Genomic DNA, 12799 nt, shown 5'->3' on the forward strand with positions numbered 1-12799 from the left:
TCGCAAAAAGGGGAGGGCTTCGGTGGGAGGGCTTCGGCCTCAGCTGGCCCAGGAGGCCGGCAGCAACTGCAGCAGCACCACCGTCATCACCACATAGCGCAGGAACTTGCCGATGGCCATGTAGAACACGCAGGGCCAGAACGGCAGGCGCAGCCAGCCGGCCACGGCGCACAGCGGATCGCCCACCACGGGCAGCCAGCTCAGCAGGCAGGCCTTGGCGCCCAGGCGGCGCAGCCACACGCGGGCGCGGCGCTCGTGGCGGGACAGGGCGCGGGGCGGCTTGGCCCGCAGATCCTCGGGCAGTCCGGCGCGCCGCCGCTCGCGGGCCGCGCGCCAGGCCTTGTGCGCACCCAGGCCCATCCACCAGCTGATGGCGCCGCCCAGCGTATTGCCGGCCGTGGCCACGAAGACCGTTTGCCAGAACAGATCGGGGTTGAGCTGCAGCAGGCCGACCACCGCAGGCTCGGAGCCCAGCGGCAGCAGCGTGGCCGAAATCAGGGCCACGATGAACACGGTGCTGAGGCCGAACTGCGGCAGCGCCAGCCAGCCCAGCAATTGATGGATCCAGAATTCCATAGGTGCTGCCAAGTGTAGGTCTGCGCTGGCTGACGCCTTGTCGGCCTGAAGCTATCGTGAGGCCTGTTCCAGAACCACAAAGAACAGGGGGCGTCATGCAGACAGGGCGGATTGCAGGATGGGCGGGATGGGCGGCATTGGGAATGGCAGCAGCCGGCCTGGCCGGCTGCGCTGCGTTGCAGCCACCGCCAGGCAAGGACACCACCGTGGTGGCTCAGGCCGCTGCCCAGGCGTCGCCCACCCAGGAGGCTGCACCGCCCTCCGCCTGGAGCAAGGCGCTGCAGGCCAAGGGCTGCACCCTGCCGGACCCGGCCGTGGGCGACAGGCTGGAGCAACTGCAGCGCGAGCTGGAGCCGCTGGGCCTGGAGCCGCGTCTGCAAGGCTGCGTGAGCCTGGCCGGGTCCGAGCCCGGCCCGGCCCTGGTGCTGGACGCCTGGGTGACCGACGGGCGCAAGGCCATGGCCGTGGTGCGCGGCCCGCTGGCTGACGGCGAGGCGCTGGACCTGGGACTGGAGGCTAGGCCGCAGACAGCTGGGCTGCAGGCAGCCGGGCAGCCGAAAGCCGGGCTGCAGAAGGTCGGCCTGCGACCCATGCCCGACGACCAGGTCTCTCCCGACGTGCAATTCAACCGCCGCTGGTGGCAGGGCCGGCTCGGTGCCTACGGGCTGCAAGCCGTTCCGGGCCAGGTGCGCACCTTCGTGCCCACACCATGAAAACTGCGCGGTGTCTTGTTTTCGCTGCTTGGCCGTCTTGACGGCCCGGTTTTAGCCCTGCTGAAAATTTGGGCAGGTACAATCTTGGTCCTTTGTTGCCGCCCGTTTTGTGCTCGGCGCGCGCATTTTCTCCGGCTTTTCCGATGTCCTCCCCACCCCTGTCCATAGGCCCCCATGCCCTGGCCAATCGCCTGTTCGTCGCCCCCATGGCCGGGGTGACGGATCGGCCGTTCCGCCAGCTGTGCAAGGCCCTGGGCGCGGGCTACGCGGTCAGCGAGATGGTGACATCGCGCAAAGACCTGTGGAACAGCCTCAAGACCTCGCGCCGCGCCAACCATGAAGGCGAGCCCGGCCCCATCGCGGTGCAGATCGCGGGCACGGACGCCGAGATGATGGCCGAGGCCGCGCGCTACAACCTGGACCGCGGCGCCCAGATCATCGACATCAACATGGGCTGCCCGGCCAAGAAGGTCTGCAACAAATGGGCCGGCTCGGCCCTGATGCAGAACGAGGCCCTGGCCGTGGAGATTGCCCAGGCTGTTGTAGAGGCCTGCGCCCCGCACGGCGTGCCCGTCACGCTGAAGATGCGCACCGGCTGGTGCGACGCGCACAGGAACGCCGTGGTGCTGGCCCGCCGCTTCGAGGATGTGGGCATACAGATGCTCACCGTGCACGGCCGCACGCGCGAGCAGGGTTACAAGGGCTTTGCCGAGTACGACACCATCGCTGCCGTCAAGGCGGCGGTGCGCGTGCCCGTGGTGGCCAATGGCGACATCACCAGCCCCGAGAAGGCGCGCGACGTGCTCGCCTACACGGGCGCCGATGCCGTGATGATCGGCCGCGCGGCCCAGGGCCGGCCGTGGATCTTCCGCGAGATCGCGCACTTCATGGCCACGGGCGAGCACATGGCCCCGCCGCTGGTGGCCGAGCTGCGCCGGCTGCTGCTGGACCACCTGCAGGACCACTACAGCCTGTACGGCGAGGGCACCGGCGTGCGCAGCGCGCGCAAGCACATCGCCTGGTACATGCGCAGCCTGCCGGGCGGTGAAGCATTCAGACAACACATCAACACCATCGAGGACTGCGCGGTGCAATGGCAGGCCGTGGCCGACTATCTGGACGCCCTGGGCGCACAGATGGACCGGATACCGGCCGCCATCGATGCCGGCGCCACAAGCGCCGAATTCGGAGAGCCCGCAGGAATGACAGTATGAGCAACCAGAACATCGAACAATGCGTGCGTGAAAGCCTGGAGGGGTATTTCCGCGATCTCGACGGCGAAAAGCCCAACGGCATGTACGACATGCTGATCCACCTGGTCGAAAAGCCGCTGCTGGAAGTGGTGATGACCCAGGCCGACAACAACCAGTCGCGTGCTGCCGACTGGCTGGGCCTGAACCGCAACACGCTGCGCAAGAAGCTGCTCGAGCACGACATGCTCTGAGCGGCACGAATCTCCATTTCTTCAAACTCCCTGCACTGACGCCCATGAACGCCCTGCTCTCCGTCTCTGACAAGACCGGTATCGTCGAATTCGCCCAAGGCCTGCACGCCCTGGGCATCAAGCTGCTGTCCACCGGCGGCACCGCCAAGCTGCTGGCCGAGGCCGGCCTGCCCGTGACCGAGGTGGCCGAAGTCACCCAGTTCCCCGAAATGCTGGACGGCCGCGTCAAGACCCTGCACCCCAAGGTCCACGGCGGCCTGCTGGCGCGCCGCGAGCTGCCCGCCCACATGGCGGCCCTCAAGGAGCACGGCATCGACACCATCGACCTGCTGGTGGTGAACCTCTACCCCTTCGAGGCCACCGTGGCCAAGGCCGGCTGCACGCTGGCCGACGCCATCGAGAACATCGACATCGGCGGCCCGGCCATGGTGCGCTCTGCCGCCAAGAACTGGGCCGACGTGGGCGTGATCACCGACGCCGGCCAGTACGAGGCCGTGCTGGGTGAACTCAAGGCCAATGGAAAGCTGTCCGACAAGCTGCGCTTTGCGCTGTCCGTGGCCGCCTTCAACCGCATCGCCCAGTACGACGGCGCCATCAGCGACTACCTGTCCAGCGTGAAGTTCGAGGACGAGAAGCTCTCCGAAACCTACGTGCCCGAGCGCAGCCCCTTCCCCGGCCAGAGCAATGGCCACTTCACCAAGGTGCAGGACCTGCGCTACGGCGAAAACAGCCACCAGCAGGCCGCCCTGTACCGCGACCTGTATCCGGCTCCCGGCTCCCTGGTCACGGGCGAGCAACTGCAGGGCAAGGAGCTGTCGTACAACAACATCGCCGATGCCGACGCCGCCTGGGAATGCGTCAAGAGCTTCGAGCAGCCGGCCTGCGTGATCGTCAAGCACGCCAACCCCTGCGGCGTGGCCGTGGGCAAGGACGCGCACGAAGCCTATGCCAAGGCCTTCCAGACCGACCCCACCAGCGCCTTCGGCGGCATCATCGCCTTCAACCGCACGGTGGACAAGGCGGCGGCCGAGGCCGTGGTCAAGCAGTTCGTCGAGGTGCTGATGGCCCCCGACTTCACGGCCGAGGCGCTGGAAATCTTCAAGCCCAAGGTCAATGTGCGCCTGATGAAGATCGCCCTGCCGGCCGGTGGAGAGCGCGCCTGGGACCAGGGCCGCAACGCCATGGACGCCAAGCGCGTCGGCTCGGGCCTGCTGCTGCAGACCGCCGACAACCATGAACTGGCCCTGGCCGACCTCAAGGTCGTCACCGTCAAGCAGCCTACGCCCGAAGAACTGCAGGACCTGCTGTTCGCCTGGAAGGTCGCCAAGTACGTCAAGAGCAATGCCATCGTGTTCTGCAAGAACGGCATGACCATGGGCGTGGGCGCAGGCCAGATGAGCCGCCTGGACTCGGCACGCATCGCCTCCATCAAGGCCGAGGCCGCCAAGCTGAGCCTGCAGGGCACGGTCGTGGCCAGCGATGCCTTCTTCCCCTTCCGCGACGGCCTGGACGTGGTCGTTGACGCAGGCGCCACCTGCGTGGCCCAGCCCGGCGGCTCCATGCGCGACCAGGAAGTCATTGACGCCGCCAACGAGCGCGGCGTCGCCATGGTCTTCACCGGCGTGCGCCACTTCCGCCACTGATGGCCGGCCAACTGCCTCCTGACGCAGACGACGAGGGCGACGACGCCCCCCACCGGCCCCGCTGGCTGGGCTGGGCGCTCGTGGTCTTCATGCTGCTGGTGGCGCTGGGTGTCTTCAACATCGGCTGGCGCATCATGCGCGGGCCGGCTGTCGGGGTCACCACGGCGGCGGCCAATGCGGCGCCGGCCGCCGCTGCCGTGACAGCCGACGCGCAGCTGGCCGCCGGCAAGGCCCTGGTGGAAGGCAATGACTGCCTGCGCTGCCATGGCTTGGTGCGCAACTACGTGGGCCCGTCCTTCCAGCAGATCGCCGAGCGCTACCGGGCCCGCGAAGATGCCGCCGACTACCTGGCGCGCAAGATCCGCGAGGGCGGGGCCGGCGAATGGGGCCGCGCCATCATGCCGCGCCACCCGCACCTCGATACGGCGCAATCCCTGCAGATGGCGGCCTGGCTGCTGTCCCTCCCCTCTCCCGAACCCGGGAAGTCCTGACCATGTCCCGCCTGTTCACCGCCCCTGACGGCCGGCCGCGCTGCCACTGGTGCGCCGCCACGGACAACTACCTGGCCTACCACGACCGTGAATGGGGCTTTCCCGTCACCGACGACCGGCGCCTGTTCGAGAAGCTCAGCCTCGAAGGCTTCCAGTCCGGCCTGAGCTGGCTGACCATCCTCAACAAGCGCGAGAACTTCCGCGCGGCCTTTGCGGGCTTCGATTTCCACCAGGTTGCGCGCTTCACCGAAGACGACGTGCTGCGGCTGCTGGGCGATGCGGGCATCGTGCGGCATCGCGGCAAGATCGAGGCCGTGATCAACAACGCGCAGCGGGCGCTGGAGATGGTGGAGGCGCAAGGCTCGCTGTCGGCCTTCTTCTGGCGCCATGCGCCTGCACCCGTGACCGGTGGCGGGCCCGTGTCCGAGACGGCCGAATCTCGGGCGCTGTCCAAGGAGCTGAAGAAGCTCGGTTGGAAGTTCGTGGGGCCTACGACTGTCTACTCGTTCATGCAGGCCATGGGGTTGGTCAATGACCATGCTTTGGGGTGTGTGGTGAGGGATGAGGTGGAGCGGGCGCGGGGTGCGTTTCTGCTTGGTGCTTGAGCTGAGGTCTGGTTTTTGACCCTGCCGGGTGGTTGTTTTTCGAGGCCGGGTCTCGGCCCGGCGGCCGACCACCTTTCTTGATCGCCAAGAAAGGTGGCCAAAGAAGGCGACCCGAATGTCCGCGACCCTCCGCTTCGCTGCGGGCAACCTGCGTCGGGCCGCCTGCGGGGTTCGCCGCAGAACTCACTTCGCGCTGCGCGCTACGTTCAAACAATCACGGCGAGTCAGATGACGAGGCAGTCCTGTCCTTCGGCAGGACTGCAACCCCGCAGGCGGCCCGACGCAGGCGCTGACATACGGGGAGTGGGGGCGGGCCGTCGCTGCGCTCGGCCTTGTTTGCAATACCCAGCCATTACACTTGTCGCAGGCCGAAAGGCTTGGTGTGTCGTAACACCACGGATACGGAGGTGCGGCCCCCACCTTGAAGGGGGTCTTGTCATGTCCAGATACCTGGGGCAGATGCGTTAGTGCGCGCCTGTCTCCAACGGTTTTGGACGGGATGGGCCTACCCGCAAGGATGGTCGCACGGCCGTATCCGTGTTACGAACATCCCGTCCACCCGTTGCCTGTCGTAGGGTGACGAGTGGCTCTCTTGATTCATATGGGAACCAAGACATGCACCCTCTCACCGCCGCACAGGCGACCTCTCCCCAACCACCCCTTCTGCCCACCTGGCAGCAGGCCATGCACGCCTCGCTGGGGCTGGTGCAGAGCACGCTGCAGCAGTTGATCGATCTGATGGTCGACGATCCCGACAGGGACGACAGTGAAATCGATGTGGACTGCGCCGTGGAACTGGCGCTGGAGCACATCAAGCGCATGAGTGTCCAGCAGCATGCGGACCGCTATGCCTTCGAGGTGGAGTGGATCAAGGCAACGGCGGCGCTGCGGCTGGCGCAGGGCGCTTTCGGACGGCCGGAATCACGCTTTGGCCTGCGGCTCAAGGACGCCATCCAGCAGCTGGAGATGCTGCCGGAGCTGGTGGAGTTCGTGGACCAGGGCGACGACGAGTGATGTGACCTGCACGCCAGCGCCGGATCACGGCGTTGGTGGCGTTGGCGTGCAAGGGAAGATATCTGCGGATATCAGAGCGTCTTGAACACTTCGCGCGCGGCTTCGATGGTTTTGTCGATGTCCGCGTCCGTGTGCGCGGCGCTCACGAAGCCAGCCTCGTACAGGGCGGGCGCAAAGTAGTGGCCGCGCTCCAGCATGCCGTGGAAGAAGCGGTTGAAGCGTGCGCCATCGGTCTTCATGACCTCGGTCCAGGTGCTGGGCAGTTCGGGCAGCAGGTAGAAGCCGAACAGGCCGCCCTGGTGGTCCACGCTGAAGGGCACGCCAGCGGCGTCGGCTTCGGCCTTGAAGCCGGCCATCAGGCGGCCGGTCTTCGCGTGCAGGGCGTCGTGGAATCCCGGCTCGCTGATCAGCTCCAGCGTCTTGAGGCCGCAGGCCGTGGCAATGGGGTTGCCCGACAGGGTGCCGGCCTGGTAGACCGGGCCCAGGGGCGAGAGCTTTTCCATGATCTCGCGGCGCGCGCCGAAGGCCGCCATGGGCATGCCGCCGCCGATGACCTTGCCCAGCACGGTGATGTCGGGCGCAAAGCCTTCGATCTGCTGGGCGTACAGGCTCTGGGCGCTGCCCAGGGCCACGCGAAAGCCGGTCATCACCTCGTCGTAGACCATCAGCGCGCCATGCTCGCGCGTGAGTTCGCGGATGCGGCGCGTGAAGGGCACGCTGGCGCGCACGAAGTTCATGTTGCCGGCAATGGGCTCCATGATCACGCAGGCGATCTGGTCGCCGAACTGGGCGAAGGCCTCCTCGAGCTGGCCCACGTCGTTGTATTCCAGCACCACGGTGTCCTTGACCACGTCCTGCGGCACGCCGGCCGAGGAGGAGGCGCCAAAGGTCGCCAGGCCCGAGCCGGCCTTGACCAGCAGCGCGTCGGCATGGCCGTGGTAGCAGCCGTTGAACTTGATGATCTTGTTGCGGCCCGTGAAGCCGCGCGCCAGGCGCAGCGCGCTCATGCCGGCCTCGGTGCCCGAGCTGACCATGCGCACCATGTCCATGGAGGGCATGAGCGAGAGGATCTTCTCGGCCAGCACGACCTCGCGCTCCGTGGGGGCGCCGAAGGAGAAGCCTTCCAGCGCGGCGGCCTGCACGGCGGCCATCACCTCGGGGTGGCCGTGGCCCAGGATCATCGGACCCCAGGAGCCGATGTAGTCGGTGAACTGCTGGGCGTTCTCGTCCCAGAAATGCGCGCCCTGCGCACGGCGCACGAAGCGCGGCGTGCCGCCCACGGCGTTGAAGGCGCGCACGGGTGAATTCACGCCGCCGGGGATCACGGCCTTGGCGCGTTCGAACAGGGGAATATTCAGGTCAGTGGTCATAGTGCAGGAGTCTGCCATGTGCGGGGTACAAGCCAGAGGCGCCAAGCAAGGGCGCAGCCGCTCAGGGGGTGGCCTGCCTCAATGCTTGGTGTCATGGGGCGGCATCACGAAGCCTTCGATGGCTTGGGTGTCGGCGTCAAGCTCGGTGAGCGGCTCGGCGGCCTCGGCGTCTTCGTCCTCGGGCTCAGGCTGGGCCCAGAACATGCGGTCCGGGATGAAGTGGCCCATGCCGGGGCGAAAGCCGCTGTCCAGGCTGCGGTCCAGGTACTCCAGCGCCTCCTGCGTGGCCAGCCCCAGGTCGTTGCCGCTGGCCACCAGGGCCGCCAGCGCGGCCGACAGGGTGTCGCCCGAGCCGGTGAACGTGGCGTCGAACATCTCGTACTTGCTGTTGCCCAGCACGGACTGCGCCGTGGCCAGCACGTTGTCCACGAACTGGTCGGGCAGGGGGATGCCGGTGACCAGCACGTAGGGCACTTCCAGGGCCTCGGCCGCCATGGCGATGTCGCGCGCCGTGGGGCTGCGGCTGTTGCTCCAGTCGGGCAGCAGCCAGCGGCACAGCGTACTGTGGCTTCCAACCAACACCGAGGTTTGCGGCAGCACAAGCTCCTTGAGGGCGTCCATGTACTGGTCGAGCGGGTCTTCCTCCCACCACGACAGGTCCGGCATGTAGCAGACGATGGGGATGTCGGGATAGTCGGAAGCTATCTCGGCGATCGCCGCCAGGTTGCCCGGGCTGCCCACGAAGCCGACCTTGATGGCGGACACGGGAATGTCCTCCAGCACGGCGCGCGCCTGCTCGGCAACGGCCTCGTCGTCAAAGGGAAAATGCTCGAAGATCTTGGCCGAATCGCGTGCGTAGGCACCCGTGACCACGGGCAGCGGATGACCGCCGACCGAGGCGATGGTGGCGATGTCGGCCGACAGGCCACCTGCTCCGCTGGGGTCGCTGGCGTTGAAGACCAGCACGCATACGGGAGCGGTTTCGTCCACCAATTCGGTGTCGGGACTGGGGGAGTTGGAGGGGTTCAATGCCATGGCTCAGCCCAGTTTGCGCCCCGCCAGCGAAGGCCGTGGCGGGTGGTTATGACTAGATACAATCGTTGCATTCTATGTGAAGGCCCTTTAAGCTGTGACCGACCCTAAAACTTGGATGTGCTTGATCTGCGGGTGGATCTATGACGAGGCGCAAGGCTGCCCCGAGCATGGCATCGCACCCCAGACGCGTTGGGATGACGTGCCCATGAATTGGACCTGTCCCGAATGCGGTGCACGTAAAGAAGACTTTGAGATGGTCGAAATCTGAGCGCGGGACCACCCGCGCCGACTCATACATTTCCGGGAGGTTTCTCAGTGACGACATCGGGCGCACCCTTGCGCGTACTCGTGGTGGATGACAGCAATACCATCCGCCGCAGCGCAGAAATCTTCCTCAAACAGGGCGGGCACGAAGTGCTCCTGGCCGACGACGGCTTCGACGCACTGTCCAAAGTCAACGACTATCAGCCCCAGCTGATCTTCTGCGACATCCTCATGCCCAAGCTGGACGGCTACCAGACCTGCGCCATCATCAAGCGCAACGCGCGCTTCTCCGATACGCCCGTGGTCATGCTCTCGTCCAAGGACGGCGTATTCGACAAGGCGCGCGGGCGCATGGTGGGCTGCCAGGACTACCTCACGAAACCCTTCACCAAAGACCAGCTGCTGCAGGCCGTGGAGCAGTTCGGCAAGCAAACCATAGGAGCACTTTGATGCCCATCCGCAAAGTCCTGGTCGTGGACGATTCCAAGACCGAACTGATGTTTCTGTCCGACATGCTGCAAAAGCAGGGACTGCAGGTACGTACGGCCGAGAACGGCGAGGAAGCCCTGCGCAGCCTGGCCGAAGACCGGCCCGACCTGATCCTGATGGACGTGGTCATGCCCGGCCAGAACGGCTTTCAGCTCACGCGCGCCATCACGCGCGACCCGCTGTACGCAGACCTGCCCATCATCATGTGCACCAGCAAGAACCAGGAAACCGACCGGGTCTGGGGCATGCGCCAGGGCGCGCGTGACTACATCACCAAGCCGGTGGATGCAGGCGAGCTGCAGGCCAAGATCGCGGCGCTGAACTGACGCGGTGCGCTGGCCATGGCGAACCGTGAAGCACTGCGCGATCTGCAATCCCGTCTGGCCGGCCGTCTCCAGGCCGCACGCAGCGAAGGCGTCAAGGTGGCGGCCTGGCTGGCCGTCCAGGCCGGCGGGCGCAACTACCTGATGCCGCTGGGCCAGTCCGGCGAGATCTTTCCCTGGGCCGGCGTACAGCCCGTGCCCTATACAAAGCCCTGGTTCCTGGGCATTGCCAACCTGCGCGGCACCCTGGCCGGGGTGATCGACCTGGCCAGCCTGCTGGGCCATGGCGTGGCGCGCAGCGAACCGGCGCTGGCCGAGTCCAGCCTGCTGGCCTTCAATGCCGCGCTGGAGGTGAACGCCTCCCTGCTGGTGGACCGCCTGCAGGGCCTGCGCAGCGCCGACGCCTTTGTGCGCACCGAGCCCGCGCCCGAGCAATCCCCCGCCTTTTTCGGCCCCGTGCATATCGATGAAGCGGGCCACCGCTGGCAGGAGCTGCAATTGCAGCGCCTGTCCCAAACCTCCGAGTTTCTGAGCATTCGCGCCTGAGTTTCTGAAGGTCGTCCCATGTCATTCTTGCAACGTCTTGCAAATCGCTTCCAACGCAAGCCGGCCGACTCCGGCTCGGGCGCGGACAACAGCATGCTCGGAGACACCGTCTCCCAGGATATGTACGCACTCGATGCGTCCATGACCGTGCAGGGCGCGCCCGACGCCATGCCGGGCGACGCCGGCGCAGTCCTGGACCAGGAAACGGTGGTCCTGCCGCTGCTGGGCCGCGCGCCTGCCGCGCGCCACCAGCGCACGCTGTCCACGCTGCTGGGCGTTTCCGTGCTGGCCCTGGTGCTGGCGGCGGCATGGGCTCTGCGCCAGGCGGACGGCTCGGCGCAGCAGCTGGCCGCCACCGGCCAGGCCCTGATGCAGTCGCAGCGCCTTGCCAAGTCGGTGTCGCAGGCGCTGACCGGCGCGGCACCTTCGTTTGCGGACGTGCAAGACAGTGCGGGCGTGCTGGCGCGCAACGTGCGCGCCATCACCGCGGGCGATGACTCCATGGGCGTGCGCCCGCTGGGCGGCGCCTATGCCGACGAGCTGGGCCAGATCATGCCGCTGATGGAACGCGCCGAGCAAAGCGCCAAGGTGGTGATGGAGCAAAAGCAGATCCTGACCCAGGTCGGCGACGCGCTGCGCACCATCAACCGCCAGTCCTCGGACCTGCTGGAGATCGCCGAAACCATCTCCTCGCTCAAGCTGCAGCAGGGCGCCAGCCCCGCCGAGATCTCGGCCGCAGGCCAGCTGGTGATGTTGACCCAGCGTATCGGCAAGTCGGCCAACGAATTCCAGACCGCCGAAGGCGTGAGCCCCGAGGCCGTGTTCCTGTTGGGCAAGGACTTGAACTCGTTCAAGGAAATCTCCGAAAGCCTGCTGGGCGGCAGCAGCGAACTGCGCCTGCCCCCCACGCGCGACGCCCAGACCCGCGAGCAGATCGAGGCACTGATCAAGCTCTACGAAGAGACCCGCACCGAGGCCAGCGCCATTCTGGGCAACCTGCAGGGCCTGGTCTCCGCCCGCGAGGCACAGACCGCCATCAACGCCGACAGCGAACCGCTGCGCCGCCAGCTGGAAGACCTGCAGACCAAGCTGCAAAGCGGCGCCGGCATCGGCTCGCTGCCCATGGGCCTGCTGGCCCTGGCCACCGTGCTGGTGCTGCTGTGCGGTGTGGGCCTGTCCCGCGTGCAGCTGCTCGACAGCCGCCTGCGCCAGGAAGCTGCCGAACGCCGCCAGGAAGAGTCGCGCGTGCAGGAGCATGAAGCCAAGCGCATCAACGACGCCAACCAGGCCGCCATTTTGCGTTTGATGAACGAGTTGCAGTCGGTGGCCGAGGGCGATCTGACGCAGGAAGCGACCGTGACCGAGGACATCACCGGCGCCATCGCCGACTCGGTGAACTACACGGTGGAAGAGTTGCGCGCCCTGGTGGGCAGCGTGCAGAACACGGCAACGCGCGTGGCGCAGACCACGGCCGAGGTGGATGCCAACTCCACCGAGCTGCTGGCCGCATCGACCGAACAGCTGCGCGAGATCCGCGAAACCGGCCGCTCCGTGCTGGACATGGCCGGCCGCATCAACGAGGTCTCCACCCAGGCGCAGGAATCTGCCCAGGTGGCGCGCCAGTCGCTGGAAGCTGCCGACCTGGGCCTGAAGGCCGTGCAGAACGCCATCGGCGGCATGAACTCCATCCGCGACCAGATCCAGGAAACCTCCAAGCGCATCAAGCGGCTGGGCGAATCCTCGCAGGAGATCGGCGAAATCACCGAGCTGATTTCCGACATTACCGAGCAGACCAACGTGCTGGCGCTGAACGCCGCCATTCAGGCCGCATCGGCCGGTGAAGCCGGTCGCGGCTTCTCGGTGGTGGCCGAAGAAGTGCAGCGCCTGGCCGAACGCTCGGCCGACGCGACGCGCCAGATCGCGGCGCTGGTGAAGGCGATTCAGACCGACACCCAGGATGCCGTGGCCGCCATGGAGCGCTCCACCCAGGGTGTGGTCGAGGGGGCCCGCCTGTCCGACTCCGCCGGCACCGCGCTGACCGAGATCGACTCCGTGTCGCGCCATCTGGCCGAGCTGATCGAGCTGATCTCCTCGTCCACCTCGCGCGAAGCCGTTCTGGCCAACGACGTGGCCGAGAACATTCAGCACATTTTCGCGGTGACCGAGCAGACGGGCGAAGGCACGCGCACCACGGCACAGCAGGTGCGCGAACTCTCGCACATGGCCGAGGAACTGCGCCAGTCGGTGGCGCGTTTCAAGATTGCCTGACCCGGTCCAACATAGCTA

At 66.8% G+C, this 12799-nt stretch carries 15 protein-coding genes; 12 read left to right on the forward strand and 3 right to left on the reverse strand.

Features of this window, described 5'->3' with window-relative positions; all coding sequences use genetic code 11:
- Window positions 1-39: 39 nt before the first annotated feature.
- A complete protein-coding gene (locus tag DA1_RS12210) occupies window positions 40-564 on the reverse strand; it encodes a YqaA family protein (protein WP_013804040.1) in 525 nt (174 codons plus the stop codon).
- Between the two features lie 155 nt (window positions 565-719).
- Between DA1_RS12210 and DA1_RS12215 the strand changes: the two genes are divergently transcribed.
- From DA1_RS12215 to DA1_RS12245, 7 genes are all read left to right on the forward strand, one after another.
- Entirely contained in the window at window positions 720-1289 is a 570-nt protein-coding gene (locus DA1_RS12215; protein ID WP_230590712.1) for a hypothetical protein, read from the forward strand.
- A 143-nt stretch (window positions 1290-1432) separates the two neighbouring features.
- Window positions 1433-2503, forward strand: a complete 1071-nt coding sequence (gene dusB / locus DA1_RS12220; RefSeq protein WP_034390600.1) for a tRNA dihydrouridine synthase DusB — start codon at window positions 1433-1435, stop codon at window positions 2501-2503.
- On the forward strand, window positions 2500-2733 hold the full coding sequence (locus DA1_RS12225; RefSeq protein WP_013804037.1) for a Fis family transcriptional regulator: 234 nt from the start codon (window positions 2500-2502) through the stop codon (window positions 2731-2733). Before dusB ends, DA1_RS12225 begins: the two co-directional genes overlap by 4 nt.
- Window positions 2734-2777: 44 nt before the next feature.
- Window positions 2778-4376, forward strand: a complete 1599-nt coding sequence (gene purH / locus DA1_RS12230) for a bifunctional phosphoribosylaminoimidazolecarboxamide formyltransferase/IMP cyclohydrolase (protein WP_034390602.1) — start codon at window positions 2778-2780, stop codon at window positions 4374-4376.
- Window positions 4376-4867 carry a c-type cytochrome gene (locus tag DA1_RS12235; RefSeq protein WP_034390604.1) on the forward strand — a complete coding sequence of 164 codons (492 nt, stop codon included), beginning with the start codon at window positions 4376-4378 and terminating at the stop codon, window positions 4865-4867. Before purH ends, DA1_RS12235 begins: the two co-directional genes overlap by 1 nt.
- 2 nt (window positions 4868-4869) lie before the next feature.
- Window positions 4870-5472, forward strand: a complete 603-nt coding sequence (locus DA1_RS12240) for a DNA-3-methyladenine glycosylase I (protein WP_034390606.1) — start codon at window positions 4870-4872, stop codon at window positions 5470-5472.
- Window positions 5473-6087: 615 nt separating this feature from the next.
- Entirely contained in the window at window positions 6088-6486 is a 399-nt protein-coding gene (locus DA1_RS12245; RefSeq protein ID WP_034390608.1) for a hypothetical protein, read from the forward strand.
- Between the two features lie 71 nt (window positions 6487-6557).
- On the opposite strand, the gene hemL is transcribed toward DA1_RS12245, so the two are convergent.
- Together hemL and thiD are read right to left on the reverse strand one after the other, a co-directional pair.
- Window positions 6558-7874, reverse strand: a complete 1317-nt coding sequence (gene hemL / locus DA1_RS12250; RefSeq protein WP_373681038.1) for a glutamate-1-semialdehyde 2,1-aminomutase — start codon at window positions 7872-7874, stop codon at window positions 6558-6560.
- A 60-nt stretch (window positions 7875-7934) separates the two neighbouring features.
- The gene (thiD, locus tag DA1_RS12255) at window positions 7935-8891 is read right to left on the reverse strand and encodes a bifunctional hydroxymethylpyrimidine kinase/phosphomethylpyrimidine kinase (protein WP_012203499.1); all 957 of its coding nucleotides are present in this window, start codon (window positions 8889-8891) and stop codon (window positions 7935-7937) included.
- Between the two features lie 115 nt (window positions 8892-9006).
- Here thiD and DA1_RS29620 point away from each other — a divergent pair, with 115 nt between their 5' ends.
- The 5 genes from DA1_RS29620 to DA1_RS12275 are packed head-to-tail and all read left to right on the forward strand — an operon-like array spanning window position 9007 to window position 12781.
- On the forward strand, window positions 9007-9159 hold the full coding sequence (locus DA1_RS29620) for a rubredoxin (protein ID WP_013804031.1): 153 nt from the start codon (window positions 9007-9009) through the stop codon (window positions 9157-9159).
- Window positions 9160-9206: 47 nt separating this feature from the next.
- The gene (locus DA1_RS12260) at window positions 9207-9605 is read left to right on the forward strand and encodes a response regulator (RefSeq protein WP_012203501.1); all 399 of its coding nucleotides are present in this window, start codon (window positions 9207-9209) and stop codon (window positions 9603-9605) included.
- Complete coding sequence (locus DA1_RS12265; RefSeq protein WP_013804030.1) at window positions 9605-9970, forward strand: response regulator; 366 nt, start codon at window positions 9605-9607, stop codon at window positions 9968-9970. The genes DA1_RS12260 and DA1_RS12265 overlap by 1 nt, the downstream gene beginning before the upstream one ends.
- Before the next feature lie 15 nt (window positions 9971-9985).
- Complete coding sequence (locus tag DA1_RS12270; protein ID WP_012203503.1) at window positions 9986-10513, forward strand: chemotaxis protein CheW; 528 nt, start codon at window positions 9986-9988, stop codon at window positions 10511-10513.
- 18 nt (window positions 10514-10531) lie between these two features.
- Window positions 10532-12781: a methyl-accepting chemotaxis protein gene (locus DA1_RS12275; protein ID WP_034390611.1), complete on the forward strand. Its 2250-nt coding sequence runs from the start codon at window positions 10532-10534 to the stop codon at window positions 12779-12781.
- Window positions 12782-12799: the final 18 nt, after the last annotated feature.

Source organism: Delftia acidovorans NBRC 14950 (genome assembly GCF_001598795.1).
Classification (GTDB): Bacteria; Pseudomonadota; Gammaproteobacteria; order Burkholderiales; family Burkholderiaceae_C; genus Comamonas; species Comamonas acidovorans.

What these genes read in the sequence shown, in the direction of transcription:
- DA1_RS12240 (WP_034390606.1), top strand. Translation starts at nt 4,870, where the DNA reads ATGTCCCGCCTGTTCACCGCCCCTGACGGCCGGCCGCGCTGCCACTGG.
- DA1_RS12275 (WP_034390611.1), top strand. Translation starts at nt 10,532, where the DNA reads ATGTCATTCTTGCAACGTCTTGCAAATCGCTTCCAACGCAAGCCGGCC.
- DA1_RS12235 (WP_034390604.1), top strand. Translation starts at nt 4,376, where the DNA reads ATGGCCGGCCAACTGCCTCCTGACGCAGACGACGAGGGCGACGACGCC.
- thiD (WP_012203499.1), bottom strand. Translation starts at nt 8,891, where the DNA reads ATGGCATTGAACCCCTCCAACTCCCCCAGTCCCGACACCGAATTGGTG.
- DA1_RS12225 (WP_013804037.1), top strand. Translation starts at nt 2,500, where the DNA reads ATGAGCAACCAGAACATCGAACAATGCGTGCGTGAAAGCCTGGAGGGG.
- hemL (WP_373681038.1), bottom strand. Translation starts at nt 7,874, where the DNA reads ATGGCAGACTCCTGCACTATGACCACTGACCTGAATATTCCCCTGTTC.
- DA1_RS12245 (WP_034390608.1), top strand. Translation starts at nt 6,088, where the DNA reads ATGCACCCTCTCACCGCCGCACAGGCGACCTCTCCCCAACCACCCCTT.
- DA1_RS12265 (WP_013804030.1), top strand. Translation starts at nt 9,605, where the DNA reads ATGCCCATCCGCAAAGTCCTGGTCGTGGACGATTCCAAGACCGAACTG.
- DA1_RS12270 (WP_012203503.1), top strand. Translation starts at nt 9,986, where the DNA reads ATGGCGAACCGTGAAGCACTGCGCGATCTGCAATCCCGTCTGGCCGGC.
- DA1_RS29620 (WP_013804031.1), top strand. Translation starts at nt 9,007, where the DNA reads ATGTGCTTGATCTGCGGGTGGATCTATGACGAGGCGCAAGGCTGCCCC.
- purH (WP_034390602.1), top strand. Translation starts at nt 2,778, where the DNA reads ATGAACGCCCTGCTCTCCGTCTCTGACAAGACCGGTATCGTCGAATTC.
- DA1_RS12215 (WP_230590712.1), top strand. Translation starts at nt 720, where the DNA reads ATGGCAGCAGCCGGCCTGGCCGGCTGCGCTGCGTTGCAGCCACCGCCA.
- dusB (WP_034390600.1), top strand. Translation starts at nt 1,433, where the DNA reads ATGTCCTCCCCACCCCTGTCCATAGGCCCCCATGCCCTGGCCAATCGC.